This window comes from Streptomyces phyllanthi, from assembly GCF_009377205.1.
Taxonomy (GTDB): Bacteria; Actinomycetota; Actinomycetes; order Streptomycetales; family Streptomycetaceae; genus Streptomyces; species Streptomyces phyllanthi.
The window spans coordinates 1-20,931 of record NZ_VJZE01000126.1; the positions used below are offsets into that span (position 1 = coordinate 1).

Annotated in this window: 20 protein-coding genes and 1 pseudogene; 10 read left to right on the top strand and 11 right to left on the bottom strand. The window is 70.2% G+C overall.

What is annotated here, in order from left to right; translation table 11 throughout:
* Positions 1 to 163 precede the first annotated feature (163 nt).
* On the top strand, positions 164 to 1,372 hold the full coding sequence (serB, locus tag FNH04_RS19345; protein WP_152785911.1) for a phosphoserine phosphatase SerB: 1,209 nt from the start codon (positions 164 to 166) through the stop codon (positions 1,370 to 1,372).
* Positions 1,373 to 1,451: 79 nt separating this feature from the next.
* Here serB and FNH04_RS19350 read toward each other — a convergent pair whose 3' ends face one another.
* From FNH04_RS19350 to FNH04_RS19365, 4 genes are all read right to left on the bottom strand, one after another.
* The gene (locus FNH04_RS19350; RefSeq protein WP_152785913.1) at positions 1,452 to 1,970 is read right to left on the bottom strand and encodes a SixA phosphatase family protein; all 519 of its coding nucleotides are present in this window, start codon (positions 1,968 to 1,970) and stop codon (positions 1,452 to 1,454) included.
* Between the two features lie 136 nt (positions 1,971 to 2,106).
* The gene (locus FNH04_RS19355) at positions 2,107 to 2,322 is read right to left on the bottom strand and encodes a hypothetical protein (protein ID WP_152785915.1); all 216 of its coding nucleotides are present in this window, start codon (positions 2,320 to 2,322) and stop codon (positions 2,107 to 2,109) included.
* Between the two features lie 222 nt (positions 2,323 to 2,544).
* Positions 2,545 to 2,661 carry an SGM_5486 family transporter-associated protein gene (locus FNH04_RS48680; protein ID WP_152785917.1) on the bottom strand — a complete coding sequence of 39 codons (117 nt, stop codon included), beginning with the start codon at positions 2,659 to 2,661 and terminating at the stop codon, positions 2,545 to 2,547.
* 62 nt (positions 2,662 to 2,723) lie between these two features.
* Entirely contained in the window at positions 2,724 to 4,109 is a 1,386-nt protein-coding gene (locus FNH04_RS19365) for a CynX/NimT family MFS transporter (RefSeq protein WP_152785919.1), read from the bottom strand.
* Between the two features lie 70 nt (positions 4,110 to 4,179).
* Between FNH04_RS19365 and FNH04_RS19370 the strand changes: the two genes are divergently transcribed.
* Positions 4,180 to 4,878 (top strand): FadR/GntR family transcriptional regulator, encoded by a 699-nt coding sequence (locus FNH04_RS19370; protein ID WP_152785921.1) that lies wholly within the window; start codon positions 4,180 to 4,182, stop codon positions 4,876 to 4,878.
* Here FNH04_RS19370 and FNH04_RS19375 read toward each other — a convergent pair.
* The 3 genes from FNH04_RS19375 to fabG form a co-directional block, all read right to left on the bottom strand.
* Positions 4,829 to 5,230 (bottom strand): hypothetical protein, encoded by a 402-nt coding sequence (locus FNH04_RS19375; protein ID WP_322723305.1) that lies wholly within the window; start codon positions 5,228 to 5,230, stop codon positions 4,829 to 4,831. The genes FNH04_RS19370 and FNH04_RS19375 overlap by 50 nt on opposite strands.
* Positions 5,231 to 5,495: 265 nt before the next feature.
* A complete protein-coding gene (fabI, locus tag FNH04_RS19380) occupies positions 5,496 to 6,263 on the bottom strand; it encodes an enoyl-ACP reductase FabI (protein ID WP_152785923.1) in 768 nt (255 codons plus the stop codon).
* Positions 6,264 to 6,266: 3 nt separating this feature from the next.
* Positions 6,267 to 6,983: a 3-oxoacyl-[acyl-carrier-protein] reductase gene (gene fabG / locus FNH04_RS19385; protein ID WP_152785925.1), complete on the bottom strand. Its 717-nt coding sequence runs from the start codon at positions 6,981 to 6,983 to the stop codon at positions 6,267 to 6,269.
* A gap of 269 nt (positions 6,984 to 7,252) precedes the next feature.
* Here fabG and FNH04_RS19390 point away from each other — a divergent pair, with 269 nt between their 5' ends.
* The 3 genes from FNH04_RS19390 to tyrS are packed head-to-tail and all read left to right on the top strand — an operon-like array spanning position 7,253 to position 11,485.
* Complete coding sequence (locus FNH04_RS19390) at positions 7,253 to 8,776, top strand: TldD/PmbA family protein (RefSeq protein ID WP_322723306.1); 1,524 nt, start codon at positions 7,253 to 7,255, stop codon at positions 8,774 to 8,776.
* Complete coding sequence (locus tag FNH04_RS19395; protein ID WP_152785929.1) at positions 8,773 to 10,173, top strand: metallopeptidase TldD-related protein; 1,401 nt, start codon at positions 8,773 to 8,775, stop codon at positions 10,171 to 10,173. Before FNH04_RS19390 ends, FNH04_RS19395 begins: the two co-directional genes overlap by 4 nt.
* 43 nt (positions 10,174 to 10,216) lie before the next feature.
* Positions 10,217 to 11,485 (top strand): tyrosine--tRNA ligase, encoded by a 1,269-nt coding sequence (gene tyrS, locus FNH04_RS19400; protein ID WP_322723307.1) that lies wholly within the window; start codon positions 10,217 to 10,219, stop codon positions 11,483 to 11,485.
* 128 nt (positions 11,486 to 11,613) lie between these two features.
* On the opposite strand, the gene FNH04_RS19405 is transcribed toward tyrS, so the two are convergent.
* Complete coding sequence (locus FNH04_RS19405) at positions 11,614 to 11,889, bottom strand: GlsB/YeaQ/YmgE family stress response membrane protein (RefSeq protein WP_152785943.1); 276 nt, start codon at positions 11,887 to 11,889, stop codon at positions 11,614 to 11,616.
* A gap of 245 nt (positions 11,890 to 12,134) precedes the next feature.
* Between FNH04_RS19405 and FNH04_RS19410 the strand changes: the two genes are divergently transcribed.
* Complete coding sequence (locus FNH04_RS19410; RefSeq protein WP_194236737.1) at positions 12,135 to 12,521, top strand: DUF3099 domain-containing protein; 387 nt, start codon at positions 12,135 to 12,137, stop codon at positions 12,519 to 12,521.
* A gap of 235 nt (positions 12,522 to 12,756) precedes the next feature.
* Positions 12,757 to 13,029 (top strand): hypothetical protein, encoded by a 273-nt coding sequence (locus FNH04_RS19415; RefSeq protein WP_322723308.1) that lies wholly within the window; start codon positions 12,757 to 12,759, stop codon positions 13,027 to 13,029.
* Between the two features lie 267 nt (positions 13,030 to 13,296).
* Here FNH04_RS19415 and moaA read toward each other — a convergent pair whose 3' ends face one another.
* From moaA to FNH04_RS19430, 3 genes are all read right to left on the bottom strand, one after another.
* Positions 13,297 to 14,286, bottom strand: coding sequence for a GTP 3',8-cyclase MoaA (moaA, locus tag FNH04_RS19420; protein ID WP_322723309.1), 990 nt, complete (start codon positions 14,284 to 14,286; stop codon positions 13,297 to 13,299).
* Between the two features lie 146 nt (positions 14,287 to 14,432).
* Positions 14,433 to 16,058, bottom strand: a complete 1,626-nt coding sequence (locus FNH04_RS19425; protein WP_152785933.1) for a solute symporter family protein — start codon at positions 16,056 to 16,058, stop codon at positions 14,433 to 14,435.
* Entirely contained in the window at positions 16,055 to 16,411 is a 357-nt protein-coding gene (locus FNH04_RS19430) for a DUF485 domain-containing protein (protein WP_322723310.1), read from the bottom strand. Before FNH04_RS19430 ends, FNH04_RS19425 begins: the two co-directional genes overlap by 4 nt.
* Positions 16,412 to 16,822: 411 nt before the next feature.
* Between FNH04_RS19430 and FNH04_RS19435 the strand changes: the two genes are divergently transcribed.
* The 3 genes and pseudogenes from FNH04_RS19435 to FNH04_RS19445 all read left to right on the top strand — a co-directional run.
* Positions 16,823 to 18,355, top strand: coding sequence for a S8 family peptidase (locus tag FNH04_RS19435; protein WP_152785937.1), 1,533 nt, complete (start codon positions 16,823 to 16,825; stop codon positions 18,353 to 18,355).
* A gap of 115 nt (positions 18,356 to 18,470) precedes the next feature.
* Entirely contained in the window at positions 18,471 to 19,991 is a 1,521-nt protein-coding gene (locus FNH04_RS19440) for a S8 family peptidase (protein WP_194236736.1), read from the top strand.
* 248 nt (positions 19,992 to 20,239) lie between these two features.
* Positions 20,240 to 20,931 (top strand): annotated as a pseudogene (locus FNH04_RS19445) (hypothetical protein); the annotation flags it as partial.

Sequence of the window (20,931 nt, forward strand, 5' to 3'; positions counted from 1 at the left end):
CCCTCCCTCGCCTCCCCCACCGCGGCCACGAGGACGCTGAGGTATCGGCCGTGTGACGTCGGTGATCAAGACGTACGTCATCCGCTCGCAACCGAGTGTTCGCCGTCCGCTAGGCGGACCTCAAAGGGAAAAGCCCTGGGGTGCCGGATACGGTGGGTACACCATGAGCGCTTCGCAGACCTCTGACGTCCCCACTCTCCTCGTCAAGATCTTCGGCAAGGACCGGCCGGGCATCACGGCCGGGCTCTTCGACACCCTCGCCGCCTACTCCGTCGACGTGGTCGACATCGAGCAGGTCGTCACCCGCGGCCGGATGGTGCTGTGCGCGCTCGTGACCGAGCCCGCGGCGGGGCGTGAGGGCGACCTGCGGGTCACCGTCCACAACTGGGCGGAGTCCATGAAGATGCAGGCCGAGATCATCTCCGGTCACGGTGACAACCGCCCGCGCGGCCTCGGCCGTTCCCTCGTCACCGTGCTCGGCCACCCGCTGACGGCCGAGTCGACGGCCCGGATCGCCGCGCGGATCACGGCGACCGGCGGCAACATCGACCGTATCTTCCGCCTCGCCAAGTACCCCGTGACGGCGGTGGAGTTCGCCGTGTCGGGTACGGAGCCCGAGACCCTGCGGACCGCCATGGTCACCGAGTCCGCGGCGCTGGGCGTGGACGTGGCGGTGGTCGCGGCCGGGCTGCACCGCCGGGCCCAGCGGCTGGTGGTCATGGACGTGGACTCGACGCTCATCCAGGACGAGGTGATCGAGCTCTTCGCCGCGCACGCCGGCTGTGAGAAGGAGGTCGCCGAGGTGACGGCGGCCGCGATGCGTGGCGAGCTGGACTTCGAGCAGTCACTGCACGCGCGCGTGGCGCTCCTGAAGGGTCTCGACGCCTCCGTGGTGGACAAGGTGCGCAGCGAGGTACGGCTCACGCCGGGGGCGCGCACGCTGATCCGTACGCTGAAGCGGCTCGGCTTCCAGGTCGGTGTCGTCTCGGGCGGCTTCACCCAGGTCACGGACGATCTGAAGGAGCGGCTCGGCCTCGACTTCGCCCAGGCCAACACGCTGGAGATCGTCGACGGGAAGCTCACGGGCAAGGTCGTCGGCGAGATCGTGGACCGTGCGGGCAAGGCGCGGCTGCTGCGACGGTTCGCGGCCGAGGCGGGCGTACCGCTGGCACAGACCGTGGCGATCGGTGACGGTGCGAACGACCTGGACATGCTGAACGCGGCCGGGCTGGGCGTCGCCTTCAACGCCAAGCCGGTGGTGCGGGAGGCCGCGCACACCGCGGTGAACTTCCCCTTCCTCGACACGGTCCTCTATCTGCTGGGCGTGACCCGGGAAGAGGTCGAGGCGGCGGACATGCACGAGGACGTGTGAACCGGCGCTCGGTGCGTACGGACGTGAAGGGGCCCGGCACCGGTGAGGCGCCGGGCCCTCGTCGTTCCGGTGGGTGGTGCTACTCGGTGGGCGCCCAGTAGTCGAGGAGCGTGCCCACGCCCGGCTCCAGGCTCTTCCAGATGCCGTCGAAGGACACCACGGCGTACGCGGCGGCGGGGAAGCCTCGGCGGCTCATCCGGTCGCGGGCGTCGCCCTCGGAGTGGCCCGCCAGGATGTCGGCCAGACCCTGGACTCCGGGGTTGTGACCGACCAGGAGGACGTTCTGGGCGTCGTCGGGCAGTTCGTTGAGCACGGCGATGAGCTCGCCGGGCGAGGCCTCGTAGATCCGCTCCTCATAGACCGTTTTCGGCCGCTGCGGGAACTCCTGGACGGCGAGCTTCCAGGTCTCGCGGGTTCGGACCGCGGTGGAGCAGAGGGCCAGATCGAAAGGGATGCCGGAGTCGGCCAGCTTGCGTCCGGCGACTGCGGCGTCCATACGGCCCCGATCGGCGAGCGGCCGCTCGTGGTCGGACACCTGTGGCCAGTCGGCCTTCGCATGCCGGAAGAGGACAATCCTGCGGGGTTCTGCGACGCTCATGCGTCCCAGCTTCGCACGAAACACGCCAAGGGGCGCAGGTAGTTGACGAGCGCCTTGGCGGGTCGCGGAAGCAGTCTGCCTGGTCACGCTCCCTCCGCGGGCCCGCGCGGCCCTCCGCCAGGCGCCCGCCGAGCCGTCACGGCATGCCGTGCACGAGCGCCAGCCGTATGCGCTCGAAGAGACGGGTGATCGCGGGATCGCCGCTCGCCGCATGGGCGTCCGACGCGCTGAGGACCAGGAGCAGCAGGGCGGCGAAAGCCAGCGCGGGCAGGACGAGGGCCCACCAGGGCAGCCGGATGTCGACGCCACCCGTGGTCGCCGGGTGGGGCCGGATGTGCGCGCGGGCCGACATGACGCCTCCGTGGGTCTTCGAGTGGTCCGTGGTTCCGCGTCCTCGCGGCCACATGTCGAAGTTACGGAGCGGAAGCCCCTCAACCCATCCGGTGATCCACCCACTTGACCCTGACCCTCACCCCCTAGGGGATGGTGGTGCCAACCCCACCATCGCCTCCCCGGGATCCCCGGGCGAGGGCGTCAGAGCATCGAGACATCAGGGCATCAGGGCATCAGGGCATCAGGGCGACGCGATCGTCGCGATGACGCCGATGACCACGAAGATGGCGAGGAACGCGCCGAAGACGATCAGCATCTTCTTCTGGCCGTTCTGGGGGTTCGGATCGAGCACAGGCATGCGGCAAGTCTCGCACCCCTCGTCCGCTCCCTCGCCGGAGGGTCCCGTACGCCCCTCGGGCGTCAGCGCACCGCCTCGCCCGCTTCGTCCTTCATCTCGTCCTCGACCGTCCGGTCACGGCCCGCCAGGACGCCCACGGCGATCTGCGGGATCATCAGGCCCGTCATGAGCGCGAGCGGCAGCCCCCAGCCACCGCTGTGCTGATAGAGGACGCCGACCAGGAGCGGCCCCGGGATCGAGATCAGATAGCCGGTGCTCTGGGCGAAGGCGGACAGTTCGGCGACGCCCGCGCCGGTCCTCGCCCGCATCCCGACCATGGTGAGGGCCAGCGGGAAGGCGCAGTTGGAGACTCCGAGCAGCAGCGCCCACGCCCAGGCCCCGCCCGCGGGGGCGACGTACAGGCCCGCGTACCCGAGGAGTCCGCACACGCCCAGGGCCACCACGATCGGGCCCTGGTGGGGCAGGCGCGTGGCGAGCCGGGGGATCACGAAGGACAGCGGCACCCCCATCGCCATCGTGACGGCCAGCAGCAGCCCCGCCGTACCGGCCGGGACGCCCGCGTCCCGGAAGATCTGCGCCATCCAGCCCATCGTGATGTAGGCGGCGGTGGCCTGGAGCCCGAAGAAGACAGCGAGCGCCCAGGCCGTACGGCTCCGGGTGATGCGCGGTACCTCGGGTTCCCCCCGCCGGGACGGAGCGCTCCGAGAGGTGCCACGGCTGCGAGAGGTGCCACGGCCGTGAGAGGCCCCGGCCTCGGACGCTCCCTCGCTGCCGGGCGCGGAAACGGCCCCCCACGCGCGTACCACCGGAATCCACGGCAGTGCGGCCGCCACCGCGAGGGCCGCCCACGCCGCGAGTCCGGACTGCCAGCTGCCGCCCAGGGCGTCGGTCATGGGGACGGTGAGGGCTGCCGCGGCCGAGGTGCCGAGGGCGAGGGCCATGGAGTACAGGCCGGTCATGGAACCCACGCGGTCCGGGAACCAGCGCTTGACGATCACCGGCATAAGGACGTTGCTGACGGCGATGCCCATGAGGGCGAACGCGCTGGCGGCCAGGAAGCCGGCCGTGCCGCCCGCGTACGGACGGACCGCGAGGCCGGTGGCGATCACGAGCAGTCCCGCGCAGACCACCGCGCCCGGCCCGAAACGGCGGGCGAGGCGGGGTGCCGTGGCCCCGAACGCGGCGAAGCAGAGCGGCGGTACGGAGGTGAGCAGTCCGGCGACGCTGCCGCTCATGCCCAGCCCGTCGCGGACCTCTTCGAGAAGCGCGCCGAGACTCGTGATGGCGGGGCGCAGGTTGAGGGCGGTGAGGACGATGCCGACGACCACCAGACGCGTCACCCACGCGCGCGTGGGGGCCGCTGCGCCGGGGGACTCGCCCGGGGCGTCCCCGGAGTCACGTGTGGCCGTCGTCGTCCGTATTTCCTCGCGAGCCATGCGACCCATCATAGAATCATAGGATGATTTGCTGTCCAGTCCTGGTGCACCGCCACCGTGGACGTCATGCGAAGGTAAGGCCATGCCGCTGAGCCATCCCCGCCGTTCGGCGCTGTCGGAGCAGGTCATCGCCGCGCTGCGGAACCAGATCACCTCGGGCGAGTGGCCGGTCGGTTCCCGGATCCCCACCGAACCCGAGCTGGTCGAGCAGCTGGGCGTGGCCCGCAACACGGTCCGCGAGGCCGTGCGCGCGCTGGCGCACAACGGTCTGCTGGACATCCGGCAGGGCTCCGGCACCTATGTCGTGGCGACCAGCGAGCTGGCCGGGGTGATGCACCGCCGCTTCGCGGACGCCGACCCGAGGCACATCGCCGAGCTGCGCTCCGCCCTGGAGTCGAGCGCGGCGAGGCTGGCCGCCGAGCGGCGCACCGAGAAGGACCTCAAGCAGCTCGACGCGCTCCTCGTACGGCGCGAGGAGGCCTGGGAGTCGGGCGACGCGGAGGCGTTCGTGACCGCGGACGCGACGTTCCACATGGCGGTGGTGGCCGCGTCCCACAACGACGCCATGACGGCCGTGTACGCGGATCTGGGCGAGGTGCTGCGCGACTGGCTGCGGGTGGACGTCGGCGGGGAGCTGACCCCGGAGACGTACATGGAGCACACCCGGCTCGTCGACGCCATCCGCGCGGGAGACGCGGACGCCGCCGCCGCGCAGGCCGCGGGCTATCCGTTCATGTGCCGTCCGGGGCGCTCGAAGCGGGCACCTGCCGCTGGTGGCTGACCCACGCCGAGCGGACCTCCTGCCAGCAGCGGCCCGTGAGCCGTACGGTCTGCGCGGGACCGGCCGCGACCGCGGCGCCGTCGCTGTCGATGTCCCACCAGGGGTCGCACTCGATGTGGAGGCTCACGCGGTCGGTGTCCGCGTACGGGTTGTGGCAGTACGCCACCACGCGGGAGCCGATGACGTGGGTGCGGCACTCCGCCCCGAACGGATCGGGCTCGGCGGGCGGCTGGGCCCCGCGCGTGTGCTCCTTCGCGGTCTGCACACGTGCGTAGGGCATGGCCTGGTACGGCAAGGCGATCAGGAGTGCGACGGCCGTGGTCACCGGGGCGAAGCTGCGGGAGAGGCGCACAACGGGACCTCCTGGGCCGTACGGCTGGGGGCGGTGCGTGCCTCCAGTGTGCGTGGTACACGGCCCGGGGCGCCCGGTCAGCTGCTCCCAACGGGTGACGCCCCGCTCCCCGGACACTGCGGGGAACAGGGCGTCTGAACGTACGTACGAATACGTCCGAGGGTGCGGGCCGCCGTACGAGAAGCGCGTCGGCGCGCTCGAAAATCACGCTGACGTACGAAGGGCGGCGCCGGGTACGACGCCGCGGGCGCCGGAGACGACCGGATCAGGCGCCGATCGCGTGCAGACCGCCGTCGACGTGGATGATCTCGCCGGTGGTCTTCGGGAACCAGTCGCTGAGCAGCGCGACCACACCGCGGCCGGCCGGCTCCGGGTCCTTGAGGTCCCACTCCAGGGGCGAGCGGCTGTCCCACACCGAGGCCAGCTCGCTGAAGCCCGGGATGGACTTGGCGGCCATCGAGCCGATGGGGCCGGCGGAGATGAGGTTGCAGCGGATCTTCTGCTTGCCCAGGTCACGCGCCATGTAGCGGTTGGTGGCCTCCAGGGCGGCCTTCGCCGGGCCCATCCAGTCGTACTGCGGCCAGGCGTACTGGGCGTCGAAGGTGAGGCCGACGACCGAGCCACCGTTCTGCATCAGGGGCAGGCAGGCCATGGTCAGCGACTTCAGGGAGTACGCCGAGACGTGCATGGCCGTGGCGACGGACTCGAACGGCGTGTTGAGGAAGTTGCCGCCGAGCGCGTCCTGCGGGGCGAAGCCGATGGAGTGCACGACACCGTCGAGACCGCCGAGCTCCTCGCCGACGATGTCGGCGAGCCGCCCGAGGTGCTCGTCATTGGTGACGTCGAGCTCGATGACCTTGGTGGGCCTGGGGAGCTTCCTGGCGATGCGCTCGGTCAGGGTGGGCCGCGGGAACGCGGTCAGGATGATCTCGGCGCCCTGCTCCTGGGCCAGCTTGGCGGTGTGGAAGGCGATGGAGGACTCCATCAGCACACCGGTGATCAGGACGCGCTTGCCCTCGAGGATTCCGCTCATGGTTCAGTGACCCATTCCCAGTCCGCCGTCTACGGGGATGACGGCTCCAGTGATGTACGAGGCGTCGTCCGAGGCGAGGAACCGCACCGCCGCGGCGACCTCCTCGGGCTGCGCGTACCGGCCGAGCGGCACCTGCTTCACGATGCCCTCGCGCTGCTCGTCGGAGAGCACCTTGGTCATGTCGGTGTCGACGAAGCCGGGGGCGACGACGTTGAAGGTGATGTTGCGTGAGCCGAGCTCACGGGCGAGGGAACGCGCGAAGCCGACCAGGGCGGCCTTGGAGGCGGCGTAGTTCGCCTGGCCCGGTCCGCCGTACAGGCCGACGACCGACGAGATGAGCACCACGCGGCCCTTCTTGGCGCGCAGCATGGCGCGGTTGGCGCGCTTGACGACGCGGAAGGTGCCCGTCAGGTTGGTGTCGAGGACGGACGTGAAGTCCTCCTCGGACATGCGCATCAGGAGCTGGTCCTTGGTGATGCCGGCGTTGGCGATGAGCACCTCGACCGGGCCGTGCTGGGCCTCGATCTCCTTGTAGGCCTGCTCCACCTGCTCGGTGTCGGTGATGTCGCACTTGACGGCGAGGAAGCCTTCCTTCTGGAGGGCCTCCGGGTCACCCGAACGGTATGTGATCGCGACCTTGTCGCCGGCGTCGGCGAACGCGCGGGCGATGGCGAGGCCGATGCCCCGGTTGCCTCCGGTGACGAGAACCGAGCGGCTCAACGGATCACCCTTTCGATAGCGGTGTGAACGCCTGTCCGAAAGCTGGGTGACAGGCGGCTTCCTCGAAAACCTATCGGTCCGCCGCGCCGCGCGGACAATCGGGCACCGACAGTGGCGCGAAGGACTGCCTGTCGGATTCCTACAGAAGATGCGCCTCTGTGCACGGGGTGACGCCCAGCGCTCGGCCTTCGGCGGAAAGATGTGGTCGCGGTGCCCGCGCGCGCGACATGATCGGACCCGACAGGCGACGACAGCAGGGAGAACCTTCGGTGCTTCATTCCATCGACGAAGCCTTCACGGCACTGCCGCTACGGGCGTTGGCCGACGCCGCGCTCGCACGCGCGCGGGCGCTCGGGGCCGAGCACGCGGACTTCCGGTTCGAGCGGGTGCGCAGTGCGGCCTGGCGGCTGCGGGACGCCAAGCCGGCCGGGTCGTCGGACACGACCGACCTCGGGTACGCGGTGCGGGTGGTGCACGGCGGGACCTGGGGGTTCGCGTCCGGGGTGGATCTGACCATGGACGCCGCCGCGAAGGTCGCCGCGCAGGCCGTGGCCATGGCGAAGCTCTCCGCCCAGGTGATCGGGGCCGCCGGGTCCGATGAGCGGGTGGAGCTGGCCGACGAGCCCGTGCACGCCGAGAAGACCTGGGTGTCCTCGTACGAGATCGATCCGTTCAGCGTGCCCGACGAGGAGAAGTCGGGGCTCATGGCCGAGTGGAGCGCGCGGCTGCTCGCGGCCGCCGGGGTCGACCACGTGGACGCCTCGCTGCTCACCGTGCACGAGAACAAGTTCTATGCGGATACGGCCGGGACCGTGACCACGCAGCAGCGGGTGCGGCTGCATCCGCAGCTGACCGCCGTGTCCGTCGACGAGTCCAGTGGTGAGTTCGACTCCATGCGCACCATCGCGCCGCCGGTCGGGCGCGGCTGGGAGTACCTGACGGGCACCGGCTGGGACTGGGACGACGAGCTGGCGCGGATCCCGGAGCTGCTCGCCGAGAAGATGCGTGCGCCGAGCGTCGAGGCGGGCCTGTACGACCTGGTCGTGGACCCGTCCAACCTGTGGCTGACCATCCACGAGTCCATCGGGCACGCGACGGAGCTGGACCGTGCGCTCGGGTACGAGGCCGCGTACGCCGGTACCTCCTTCGCCACCTTCGACAAGCTCGGCAAGCTGAAGTACGGCTCCGAGCTCATGAACGTCACCGGTGACCGCACCGCCGAGCACGGCCTCGCGACCATCGGGTACGACGACGAGGGCGTGGCGGGGCAGTCCTGGGACCTGGTGAAGGACGGGACGCTCGTCGGCTACCAGCTGGACCGGCGCATCGCGAAGCTCACCGGATTCGAGCGGTCCAACGGGTGCGCGTACGCGGACTCCCCCGGCCACGTGCCCGTGCAGCGCATGGCGAACGTGTCCCTCCAGCCGGACCCGGCCGGGCTGTCGACCGAGGACCTGATCGGGAGCGTCGACCGCGGGATCTACGTCGTCGGTGACCGCTCGTGGTCCATCGACATGCAGCGGTACAACTTCCAGTTCACCGGGCAGCGGTTCTTCCGGATCGAGAACGGGCGGATCACGGGACAGCTGCGGGACGTCGCGTACCAGGCGACGACCACCGACTTCTGGGGGTCCATGGCCGCCGTCGGCGGGCCCCAGACGTACGTCCTCGGTGGCGCCTTCAACTGCGGCAAGGCCCAGCCCGGTCAGGTCGCCGCCGTGTCGCACGGCTGCCCGTCCGCCCTCTTCCGGGGCGTCAACATCCTCAACACCACGCAGGAGGCCGGTCGATGACCGCGACAACTCGTACGAACAAGCCGCACGAAGTTGTCGAGCGCGCCCTAGGACTGTCCCGGGCCGACGGCTGTGTGGTGATCGCCGACGAGCACTCGACGGCCAACCTGCGCTGGGCGGGCAACGCGCTGACGACCAACGGCGTCACGCGCGGGCGCACGCTGACGGTCATCGCCACCGTCGACGGCAAGGAGGGCACGGCGTCCGGTGTCGTCTCGCGGTCCGCCGTCACCGCCGACGAGCTGGAACCGCTGGTACGGGCCGCCGAGGCCGCCGCGCGCGGGGCGGCTCCCGCCGAGGACGCCCAGCCGCTCGTCTCCGGCCTCCCGGAGTCGCCCGACTTCACGGACGCGCCCGCCGAAACCTCGTCCGCCGTGTTCGCGGACTTCGCGCCGGCCCTCGGGGAATCGTTCGCCCGCGCGCGTGCGGGCGGCCGCGAGCTGTACGGGTTCGCCAACCACGAGCTCGTCTCCAGCTACATCGGGACGTCGACGGGGCTGCGGCTGCGGCACGACCAGCCGAACGGCACGCTGGAGCTGAACGCCAAGTCCCCGGACCGTACGCGTTCGGCGTGGGCCGGGCAGTCGACGCGGGACTTCAAGGACGTCGACCCGGCGGCGCTGGACGCGGAGCTGGCCACACGGCTCGGCTGGGCCGCGCGGCGTGTCGGGCTGCCCGCCGGGCGCTACGAGACGCTGCTGCCGCCCACCGCCGTGGCGGACCTGCTGATCTACCAGATGTGGTCGGCGTCGGCCCGGGACGCCGCCGAGGGCCGCACGGTCTTCAGCAAGCCGGGCGGGGGCACCCGCATCGGCGAGAAGCTGGCCGAGCTGCCGCTGACGCTGCGCAGCGATCCGAACGAGCCGGGGCTGGAGTGCGCCCCGTTCGTGCTCGCGCACTCCTCGGGCGACGACGCGTCGGTGTTCGACAACGGACTGCCGCTGAAGGCCACCGAGTGGATGGGCGAGGGCGAGCTGCGACATCTGACGAGCACCCGGCACAGCGCGGGCCTGACGGGGCTGCCGGTGACTCCGTCGATCGGCAACCTGGTCCTCGACGGAGGTGAGGACCGCGGCCTGGACGAGATGGTCGCGAACACCGAGCGCGGCCTGCTGCTGACCTGCCTCTGGTACATCCGTGAGGTGGACCCGGCGACGCTGCTGCTGACCGGGCTCACCCGCGACGGTGTGTACCTGGTGGAGAACGGCGAGGTCACCGGCGAGGTCAACAACTTCCGGTTCAACGAGTCGCCGGTCGGCCTGCTGGGCCGGGCCACGGAGGCCGGGCGCACGGAGAAGACACTGCCGAGGGAATGGAGCGACTGGTTCACCAGGGCTGCGATGCCGGCGCTGAGGGTGCCGGACTTCAATATGAGCTCTGTCAGTCAGGGCGTATAACCTCGTACCTGATTACGAGCCCACTCAAGGAGATACGAGAACCGTGACGGACATCGTCGACGAGCTGAAGTGGCGGGGGCTGATCGCCCTCTCCACTGACGAGGACGCATTGCGCAAGGCGTTCGCGGACGGTCCCGTCACGTTCTATTGCGGCTTCGACCCGACCGCGCCCAGCCTGCACCTCGGCAACCTGGTGCAGATCCTCACGATGCGCCGGATCCAGCAGGCGGGCAACCGTCCGCTGGGCCTGGTCGGGGGTGCCACGGGTCTGATCGGCGACCCGAAGCCGAACGCCGAGCGGACGCTGAACGCGCCGGAGGTCGTCGCCCAGTGGGTGGAGCGGCTGCGTGCCCAGATCGCCCCGCTGCTCGACTTCGAGGGCCCGAACGCCGCGGTCATGGTCAACAACCTGGACTGGACCCAGGGCCTGTCGGCCATCGAGTTCCTGCGGGACATCGGCAAGCACTTCCGCGTGAACAAGATGATCGCGAAGGAGGCCGTGGCCCGGCGTCTGGAGTCCCAGGAGGGCATCAGCTACACCGAGTTCAGCTACCAGATCCTGCAGGGCATGGACTTCCTGGAGCTGTACCGGCGGTACGGCTGCACGCTGCAGACCGGCGGCAGCGACCAGTGGGGCAACCTCACCTCGGGTACGGACCTGATCCACAGGGTCGAGCCCGACGCCGTGGTGCACGCCCTGGGCACCCCGCTGATCACCAAGGCCGACGGCACCAAGTTCGGCAAGACGGAGTCCGGCACGGTCTGGCTCGACCCCGAGATGACCACGCCGTACGCCTTCTACCAGTTCTGGCTGAACGCGGACGACCGGGACGTCTCCAAGTTCCTGCGCATCTTCAGCTTCAGGTCCCAGGAGGAGATCGAAGAGCTGGAGAAGCAGACCGAGGAGCGCCCCCAGGCTCGCGCCGCCCAGCGAGCCCTCGCCGAGGAGCTGACGACGCTCGTCCACGGCGCCGAGCAGACCGCCGCCGTGATCGCCGCGTCCAGGGCCCTCTTCGGTCAGGGCGAGCTGGCCGACCTCGACGAGCGGACGCTCACGGCGGCGCTCTCCGAGGTGCCGCACATCCAGGTCTCCGAGCCCGGCCTCGTGGTGGATCTCTTCGCGGAGGTCGGCCTGGTGCCGAGCAAGTCCGCCGCGCGGCGGACCGTGAAGGAGGGCGGGGCGTACGTGAACAACGTGAAGGTCGCCGCGGAGGACTCCGTCCCCGACAAGGGGGATCTGCTGCACGGGCGGTGGCTGGTGTTGCGGCGCGGGAAGAAGAACCTTGCGGCGGTGGAGGTCACTGGGGTCTGATCGGCTCCGGTGGCTCGGAACATCACGGCGGCCAAGCGCCACAGGGGCTTGGCCGCCGTGACCGAGCGCGAGTCGTCTTCTGGTCGCTCGCGCGGTTCCCCGCGCCCCTTTGGACGCATGGACGCAGATCACGCCCTCTGTCTGCCTCCCCTTGCCGCCGTGTACGCCATGTCGCCCAGGTAGACGATCACCACGGCGGCCGCGAGCTGGAACACGTGCCGGCCCCAGTCGATGCCCGCGGTCTCCTCGATCCCGATGCCCCGGGCCATGGCGTTGCCGACAATGGCGCCGAGGATGCCGAAGATGGTCGTCAGCCAGAGCGGGCTGTGCTGCTTGCCCGGAATGATCGCCTTGGCCAGCACGCCCAGTACGAAGCCCACGATGATCGCCCACAACCAGCCCATGGCTGCCTCCTCGTACGGCCCCACATGAGCCATACAACCAGTGTCGGCCGGTACCCCGTACGGCGCATGCCGGGCACGGCCGTACGCGGTGGGGCGCAGTTCGTGCGCTCCCGCCGCAGGTGACCCGGTCTCGTGGACGACGCAGCCGCGGCGTAACGTTGAGTCTGTTCGGGCCTCGTTCCCTGACCGGTTCGGACATGGGTCCGGGCTGGGGGGCGTCCGATGCAGGCGGGTGGTGGAACATGATGCGGAAGCAGAGCAGCGGGCAGGTCTTCCGGATCACCGGGGCCAGGCAGGGGCTCGCGGACGATGTACGCGGCCGGCAGCGGAGGTACGTCATCTCGATGTCGATCCGCACGGTGGCGGTGATCGCCGCGGCGGTCCTGTGGAACGTCGAGCGGCACGTCGCGATCGTCGCCCTGGTGCTGGGCGCGGTCCTGCCCTATATCGCCGTGGTGATCGCCAACGCGGGCCGTGAGAACGCGCCTTCGCTGCCGTCGACGTTCGTGGCCGTCCCGACGCGGCCGATGATCACTCCGCCGCAGTCCGACGACTTCAGGGAACCCGACCAGGAGGACATCACGGCCGATCCCTCGGCGGGTGTCGGCGGCGAGGCCCGGAAACGGGTCTGACCTTCGCGGTTCACGGGGAAACGGAATCCCTTCGCCCGCCAAGCTCAAGAAAAGCTCAGATCAATCATGCTGTTCCGGTGCCGGGCGACGGGTCTCCCATGACATACTTCGTACGCGCTCCGCATCCCCCGTCGGAGCGACAGACCGACGCCGGGCAGCTCCCCCCGTGGCTGCCCGGCGTCGCCTTGTGTGGCACCGATACCGAGGGGCGAGCGGGCGCGTTAGGGTCGGGACCGTGATTCTGAACGCCCCCGGCTCCGACCCCTCCTCTCCGATCTGCTCGGCCAAGGCCTGCCGCGCCGACGCCGTGTGGGTGCTCGCCTGGAACAACCCGAAGCTGCACACGCCCGAGCGCCGCAAGACATGGCTCGCCTGCGAGGAGCACCGGGAGCATCTGTCGAAGTTCCTGGGCGTACGGGGATTCCTGAAGGACGTCGTGAAGCTGGAGGACTGGCACGCCCCCGAGGGGACCGACGCTCCCGGCGCCTCCCGGGACGGCGAGAGCTAGGTCCTGCCGTTTGGATCAGGTTGGCCGTGAGGTGCGGCACCTTTCAACCGGCCCGAGCGGGGTCATGAGGTCCCTCCGCGCGAGCGAGGCCGAGCGTGGGGAGCGTGCGGCTGCAAGGCGCAGAAGGCTGTGCCATCAGCCGCTACCGCGGCGGGCGACGCGATGGGGCCCTGGTCAAGGAGCTTGCGCGAGTGCGTGCCAGGGCCCGCGACGCCGGGATGATCCCAACGACAGGGCCCAGGCCGCTCGAACCGGCGGGAGGACCGGTCAGCCGCCGATCGCCGACATGGGGCGGTCCGGCTGCAGGAACGACGGGTCGTCCAGGCCCGAGCCGGCCTTCTTGCCCCACATGGCGAGCCGCCAGATACGGGCGATCTCCTCGTCGGGGGCGCCCGAGCGGAGCGCGCCGCGCAGGTCGGTCTCCTCGCGGGCGAACAGACAGGTGCGTACCTGGCCATCGGCCGTCAGTCGCGTACGGTCGCAGGCCGCGCAGAACGGGCGGGTGACCGAGGCGATCACGCCGACACGGTGGGGGCCGCCGTCGACCAGCCAGCGCTCGGCGGGGGCGGAGCCGCGCTCGTCGGTGCCCTCGGGTGTCAGCTCGAAACGGGTGCGCAGGGAGGCCAGGATGTCTCCTGCCGTGACCATGCCCTCGCGCTTCCAGCCGTGCTGGGCGTCCAGGGGCATCTGCTCGATGAACCGCAGCTCGTAGTCGTGCTCGACGGCCCAGGCCAGCAGGTCCGGGGCCTCGTCCTCGTTCAGCCCCGGCATCAGGACCGAGTTGACCTTGACCGGGGTCAGGCCGGCCTCGCGGGCGGCGTGGAGGCCCTCGATCACGTCCTTGTGGCGGTCGCGGCGGGTGAGGGTCTTGAAGACGTCGGGGCGGAGGGTGTCCAGCGAGACGTTCACCCGGTCCAGGCCCGCCGCCTTCAGGGCCCGCGCCGTGCGCTTGAGGCCGATGCCGTTGGTGGTGAGGGAGGTCTGGGGGCGCGGCTCCAGGGCGGCGACGCGCTCCACTATGCCGACCAGGCCGGGGCGGAGCAGGGGCTCGCCGCCGGTGAAGCGGACCTCGGTGATACCGAGCGTGCGGACGGCTATGTCGATGAGGCGGACGATCTCGTCGTCCGTGAGCAGGTCGGGCTTGGCCAGCCACTGCAGGCCCTCCTCGGGCATGCAGTACGTACACCGCAGGTTGCACCGGTCGGTCAGCGAGACCCGGAGATCGGTGGCCACTCGGCCGTAGGTGTCGATGAGCACGTAGGCCCCCTCCCTCACAGTGGATCACAAATTCTCCGACACCTGCGAGCCTACGTGACGCCACTGACAACGACGGCGGCGATCCCCCGGCACACGGCGCGGGGCCGCCGTGGAAGATCCACGGCGGCCCCGTGCGACGCAGGTGCTCAGTGGGCCCCGGTACCCGTGAGGGACCGCACCTCCAGCTCGGCGTACTTGCCGGTGTCGGGCTCCTCCTTCGACAGGACCGTGCCCAGCCAGCCCATGAAGAAGCCGAACGGGATGGAGATGATGCCCGGGTTCTTCAGCGGGAACCAGGCGAAGTCGACGCCGGGGAACATCGCCTTGGGGTCGCCGGAGACGACCGGCGAGAACAGCACCAGGCCGACCGCCACGATCAGACCGCCGTAGATCGACCAGAGCGCGCCCTGCGTGGTGAACCTCTTCCAGAACAGGCTGTAGAGGATCGTCGGCAGGTTGGCGGACGCGGCGACCGCGAAGGCCAGCGCGACCAGGCCGGCCACGTTCAGATCGCGGGCGAGGGCACCCAGGCCGATGGAGACGACGCCGATGAAGACGGTCGCCCAGCGGGCCGCGCGGACCTCCTCCGCTCCGGTGGCCTGCCCCTTGCGGATGACGTTGGCGTAGATGTCGTGCGCGAAGGAGGACGACGAGGCGAGCGTGAGGCCGGCGACCACGGCGAGGATCGTCGCGAAGGCCACCGCCGAGATCGTGGCGAGCAGGATCGCGCCCCAGGCCGAGTCGACGCCGCCGAGGTGCAGGGCGAGCAGCGGGGCCGCCGTGTTGCCGGACGGGTTGGAGGCGATGATCTCGTCCTGGGAGATCAGCGCGGCGGCGCCGAAACCGAGGGCGATGGTCATCAGGTAGAAGCCGCCGATGATGCCGATCGCCCAGTTCACGGACTTCCGGGCGGCCTTGGCGTTGGGCACCGTGTAGAAGCGGATCAGGATGTGCGGCAGACCGGCGGTGCCGAGCACCAGGGCGATGCCGAGGGAGATGAAGTCCAGCTTGGAGGTGCCGGTGGCGCCGTACTGCAGGCCGGGCTCCAGGAAGGCGGCGCCCTTTCCGCTGTTCTCGGCGGCGGTGCCGAGCAGATCGGAGATGTTGAAGTTGAACTTCAGCAGCACCAGGAACGTAATGAGGAGTGTGCCGCCGATGAGCAGCACGGCCTTCACCATCTGGACCCAGGTGGTGCCCTTCATACCGCCGATGGAGACGTAGACGATCATCAGGACACCGACGAGGGCAACGATGAGGATCTTGCCCGCGTCCGAGGTGATGCCGAGCAGCAGCGAGACGAGGACGCCCGCGCCCGCCATCTGCGCCAGCAGGTAGAAGATCGACACGACGATCGTGGAGGTGCCGGCCGCGGTGCGGACCGGGCGCTGGCGCATGCGGTACGCGAGGACGTCGCCCATCGTGTAGCGGCCGGAGTTCCTCAGCGGCTCGGCCACCAGGAGCAGCGCCACCAGCCAGGCGACCAGGAAGCCGATGGAGTACAGGAAGCCGTCGTACCCGAAGAGGGCGATGGCGCCCGCGATGCCGAGGAACGACGCGGCCGACATGTAGTCACCGGAGACCGCGAGCCCGTTCTGGAAGGCGCTGAACTGGCGGCCGCCCGCGTAGAAGTCGGCGGCGTCCTTGGTCTGGCGGCCCGCCCAGACGGTGATGACGAGCGTCGCCACGACGAACACCGCGAACAGGGAAATAATCAGCGGCCGGTGCTCGCTGGCCTCACCCGCGGCGAGGAGAGTCTGCTGTGCGGGGCTCATGCGCCGCCCTCCATCCGGGACTTGATCGCCTCAGCCTTGGGGTCGAGCTTCGCGGCGGCGTGCCGCGAGTACCACCAGGCGATGAGGAACGTGGTGACGAACTGGGCGACGCCGAAGACGAACGCGATGTTGATGTTGCCGAACAGCTTGGTGCCCATGAAGTCGCCCGCGTAGTTGGAGAGCAGGACGTACAGCAGGTACCAGGCGATGAAGGCAATGGTCAGCGGGAAGGCGAAGGAGCGGTGGGAGCGGCGCAGTTCACCGAATTCCGCGCTCTCCTGGACCCGGACGAACTCCTCCGTCGGGGGAAGTTGGTGCTCTGCCTTCGAGGGGGGCGGTGCGTCGGTTGCCACGGAGTCTCCTCGCGTTGCGGTTTCGGTTGGCCCGGTGGACGGTTCGGGCGACGGACTGGGTACGGACATAGGGCGGCTCTGATCCTCACGGTGATGTGGATCACGAGGGCCGGCTGGCGATGGTAGGTGCCCGGCGCGTGATCCGACAGGGGGGCCCGATGGTGCGTGCACTCCTTGTTCAACGTCACGGCGGCGCGCAGGGACCGGTTCAACTTCCACCGGTTCTTTTCGCAAGATGCCGTCGGCGCATGCCGATTGAGGGGTTTCCCTGTTCTTCGGGCCGCATCGCCGTAAGTCGTTGCTGGCCAGGGACGGCGGGAGATAGCTTCGGGCTGCACCACCCGTCATGTACCTGCCCGGACACAACCGTGTCTCGGGCGGCTTTCGTTTCCGGATGATGTGGAGACCCCCATGGCTCATCTGCGCTCAAGACGCCGGCTCGCCCTCGCGGTACCGGTCGTCCTCTCGCTGACGGCCTCGCTCGGCTTCCTGCCCGGTGTGGCCTCGGCCGCGCCGCTCGACGCGCCGGCCTCCGTGACCGCCGAGGGCCCGAACCTCTCGTATGTCGTGAACACCAGGACCGACAAGCGCACGATCGCCTCCGTGCAGAAGGCGATAGCCAAGGCCGGCGGCAAGGTCGTCGTCACGTACGGCAAGATCGGCGTGATCGTGGTCCACTCGGCCAACCCGGAGTTCGGTGCGACGATCCGCGCCGTGCGCGGGGTGCAGTCCGCCGGTGCCACCCGGACCTCGCCGCTGACGCCCGCCGGTACGACGGACCTGGGTGCCGTCGACTACCTGACGGACGCGGAGGCCGCGGAGGTGAAGGCTGCCTCGGCGGACATCCCCGACGCCGAGCCCCTCGAGGCCGACCAGTGGGACCTGCGGTCGATCGGCGCCGACAAGGCCGCGAAGATCAACCCGGGCAGCAAGAAGGTCACCGTCGCCGTGATCGACACCGGCGTCGACGACACCCACCCCGACCTCGCGCCGAACTTCTCCAAGTCGCAGTCGGCCAACTGCAACGGCGGTGTCGCGGACACCAGTGAGGGCTCCTGGCGGCCCTACACCCCGCAGGACTACCACGGCACGCATGTCGCGGGTGAGATCGCCGCTGCCCGCAACGGCGTCGGGGTTGCCGGTGTCGCGCCCGGTGTGAAGGTCTCCAGCATCAACGTGACCGACCGGACCAGCGGCCTGTTCTACGCCGAGAGCGTCGTCTGCGCGTTCGTGTTCGCCGCCGAGAAGGGCGTGGAGATCACGAACAACAGCTACTACGTGGACCCGTGGCTGTACAACTGCGTGGACGACCCGGACCAGAAGGCCATCGTCGACGCCGTCAACCGGGCCCAGAAGTACGCCACGAAGAAGGGCACCCTGCATCTGGCCTCGGCGGGCAACTCCAACCACGACCTCGCCTCCGACGCGATCCTGGACGCCTCCAGCCCCAACGACACCACTCCGGTCGAGCGCACCATTGACCCGAGCGAGTGCCTCGACGTGCCGACCCAGCTGCCGGGCATCGTCACGGTGAGCGCGACGGGGGTGAAGAACGAGAAGTCGTACTACTCCACGTACGGCAACGGCGTCGTCGACATCGCGGCGCCGGGCGGCGACGCCCGCTACCAACTCCCGGACACACCGTCGAAGAACGGCCGCATCCTGTCCACCATGCCGAACGGCGAGTACGGCTTCCTGCAGGGCACGTCGATGGCGTCGCCGCACGCCGCCGGTGTCGCCGCGCTGCTGAAGTCCACGCACCCGTGGGCGTCCCCGAAGCAGTTGCAGTGGCTGCTGAAGGCCCAGGCGGACAAGCAGGCCTGCCCGACGTCGTACGACCAGAACGGTGACGGTACGCAGGACGCGGTGTGCGAGGGCAGCCCGCGTGTGAACGGTTTCTACGGGTTCGGCATCGTCAACGCCCTGAAGGCCGTCAAGAAGTAGCCCCGCGCCCGGGGAGCACGAAGACCTCGCGGGACGGATTCCCGCACAGCTCGCACAGCTCGCGCAGCTTCGTACCGCTTCGTACCGATCGATTCGCGAACGAACTGGAGACAGCATGACAGCGCCTCACCAGCGCGCACGCCGTCTGGTGGCGGTCCCGCTCGGGATGGCCGTGGCGACCGCGCTCGCCGTCCTGCCGAACGTCACGGCCTCGGCCGCCGGGACGACAGGGCGGACGGCCGACGCGACGCCGCTCAGCTATGTGGTCAACGTGAGCCCCGGGCACGGTCCGTCCGGCCGGGTGAAGAAGGCCATCACTCAGGCCGGCGGCACGATCGTGACGTCGTACGACAGGATCGGCGTCATCGTCGTCCACTCCTCGAACGCCGAGTTCGCCACGGAGATCCGTGCCGTACGCGGAGTTCAGTCGGCCGGTGCCACGCGCACCGCGCCGCTGCCCGCGCAGTCGACCGGCGATCTGGGCACCCCGAAGGTCCTGTCCGCCGAGGAGGTGGCGAACGCCGAGGCCGAGGCGGGGGCCGGGCAGGAACCGCTGGAGCCGTTGCAGTGGGACCTGCCGGCCATCAAGGCGGACAAGGCACACGAGAAGTCGCTCGGCAGCCGGGACGTCACGGTCGCCGTCATCGACACCGGCGTCGACGACACGCACCCCGACATCGCGCCGAACTTCGACCGCGAGGCGTCGGTGAACTGTGTGACGGGCAAGCCGGACACGGCCGACGGAGCCTGGCGCCCGAGCGCTTCGGAGAGCGCGCACGGCACGCATGTCGCGGGCGAGATAGCCGCCGCCAGGAACGGCGTCGGGATGACCGGTGTGGCGCCCGGGGTGAAGGTGTCCGGCATCAAGGTGTCCACGACGGCCGGGTACTTCTACACGGAGGCCGTGGTCTGCGGTTTCGTGTGGGCGGCCGAGCACGGCGTCGACGTGACGAACAACAGCTATTACACCGACCCCTGGTACTTCAACTGCAAGAACGACCCGGACCAGAAGGCGCTCGTCGAGGCCGTCACCCGGGCGTCCCGGTACGCGGAGCGCAAGGGCGCCGTCAACGTCGCGGCGGCGGGCAACGAGAACTACGACCTCGCCGCCGACGAGATCACCGACCCGTCGTCGCCGAACGACTCGACGCCGTCGGACCGCGTGGTCGACCCGTCGAAGTGCCTCGACGTCCCGACGCAGCTGCCGGGTGTCGTCACGGTCGCGTCGACGGGCGCGAAGGGCATCAAGTCCTCCTTCTCCAACCACGGTCTGGGTGTGATCGACATAGCCGCTCCCGGCGGCGACTCGACCCGCTACCAGACCCCGGCCCCGCCCGCCACCAGCGGCCTGATCCTGGGCACGCTGCCCGGCGGCCGGTGGGGCTACATGGCCGGTACGTCGATGGCGTCCCCGCATGTCGCGGGTGTCGCCGCACTCATCAAGTCGACGCGTCCGTACGCCCCGCCGGCCCTGGTGAAGGCGCTGCTGTACGCGGAGGCGGACGCCACGCCCTGCACGGACCCGTACGACATCGACGGGGACGGCAAGGTCGACGCGGTGTGCGAGGGGCCGAGGAACCGCAACGGCTTCTACGGCTGGGGCACGGCGGACGCGCTGGACGCGGTGACGAAGTAGGGCTCCCGGTGCGGGATCGGGCCGGGCGGCGAAGTGCCGCCCGGCCCTTCTGCTGCCCCGCCCCGGCGTGTTGATCGCGAACACCCTTGAGTCGTACGGTCGGCCGGAAACGTACCCATGGCCGGAATGCCGTACCACCAGTTGCTTTTCCGTACTTGCCCGGATCTGCGGCGACTGGTGAACATCTCGAGGTGAGCGTGCCCAGACCCACAGCCCCTCCGAGCGGACGCGCCCCGGACGCGTCCCGGATATCCGGGGTGCCCGCCGCCCTGACGGAGCGTCCCTCTGCCGCGCGGGCTGTCGCCGTGCTCGCCCTGGTGGCCGTCGGCGCCCTGATACCCCTGCTCGGGCCGCGCGTGGCCCTGGACGGTACGGGCGAGGCGGCGGCCCCGGGCGTCTGGGGCATCGCGCTGCTGCGTACGGTCCTGTTCGCGGCGCTGTGCGTCCCGGCGGGCGAGCTGTTCGTGGCCGGGCTGGCGCGCGGGGTGCCGGGTGCGCCCCGGGAGGCACCGCGCAGTTGGGCGCCGTACGCGGCCGCCGCCGGTTTCGTCGCCGCGCTGAGCCTCGCCTCGGTCGTGGCGACCGGCAACCTGGTGCCGCGGAGCCCCTCCGACATCGACATCGGCGGCCTGTACGAGACCCGGGACGGCAAGCTCGCCCTCCTGGAGGTCAACGCGTTCGCCGCGGTGGGGCTGTGCGCCCTCTCGCGCCGCCCCGCCACCCAGGTGTGGCCGCTCGCCGCGATCGCCGTCGCGGAGGCGCTGCGGGCGCATCCGGCGACCGAACAGGGTCCGCTGCTGGGAAGCGGTTTGACGCTGGTCCACCTGGTCTGCGCCTCCCTGTGGGTGGGCGGGCTGCTCCACGTGCTGCGGACGCTCCGTCACTGGCGGACCACGGAGGCAGGGGCCGTGTTGCCGGGGGCCGGGGCCGTGTTGTCGGG

Excerpts from the sequence above, each read along its gene's own strand:
- serB (WP_152785911.1), top strand. The coding sequence starts at position 164 with ATGAGCGCTTCGCAGACCTCTGACGTCCCCACTCTCCTCGTCAAGATC.
- FNH04_RS19350 (WP_152785913.1), bottom strand. The coding sequence starts at position 1,970 with ATGAGCGTCGCAGAACCCCGCAGGATTGTCCTCTTCCGGCATGCGAAG.
- FNH04_RS19355 (WP_152785915.1), bottom strand. The coding sequence starts at position 2,322 with ATGTCGGCCCGCGCGCACATCCGGCCCCACCCGGCGACCACGGGTGGC.
- FNH04_RS48680 (WP_152785917.1), bottom strand. The coding sequence starts at position 2,661 with ATGCCTGTGCTCGATCCGAACCCCCAGAACGGCCAGAAGAAGATGCTG.
- FNH04_RS19365 (WP_152785919.1), bottom strand. The coding sequence starts at position 4,109 with ATGATGGGTCGCATGGCTCGCGAGGAAATACGGACGACGACGGCCACA.
- FNH04_RS19370 (WP_152785921.1), top strand. The coding sequence starts at position 4,180 with ATGCCGCTGAGCCATCCCCGCCGTTCGGCGCTGTCGGAGCAGGTCATC.
- fabI (WP_152785923.1), bottom strand. The coding sequence starts at position 6,263 with ATGAGCGGAATCCTCGAGGGCAAGCGCGTCCTGATCACCGGTGTGCTG.
- FNH04_RS19395 (WP_152785929.1), top strand. The coding sequence starts at position 8,773 with ATGACCGCGACAACTCGTACGAACAAGCCGCACGAAGTTGTCGAGCGC.
- FNH04_RS19405 (WP_152785943.1), bottom strand. The coding sequence starts at position 11,889 with ATGGGCTGGTTGTGGGCGATCATCGTGGGCTTCGTACTGGGCGTGCTG.
- FNH04_RS19410 (WP_194236737.1), top strand. The coding sequence starts at position 12,135 with ATGCGGAAGCAGAGCAGCGGGCAGGTCTTCCGGATCACCGGGGCCAGG.
- FNH04_RS19425 (WP_152785933.1), bottom strand. The coding sequence starts at position 16,058 with ATGAGCCCCGCACAGCAGACTCTCCTCGCCGCGGGTGAGGCCAGCGAG.
- FNH04_RS19435 (WP_152785937.1), top strand. The coding sequence starts at position 16,823 with ATGGCTCATCTGCGCTCAAGACGCCGGCTCGCCCTCGCGGTACCGGTC.
- FNH04_RS19440 (WP_194236736.1), top strand. The coding sequence starts at position 18,471 with ATGACAGCGCCTCACCAGCGCGCACGCCGTCTGGTGGCGGTCCCGCTC.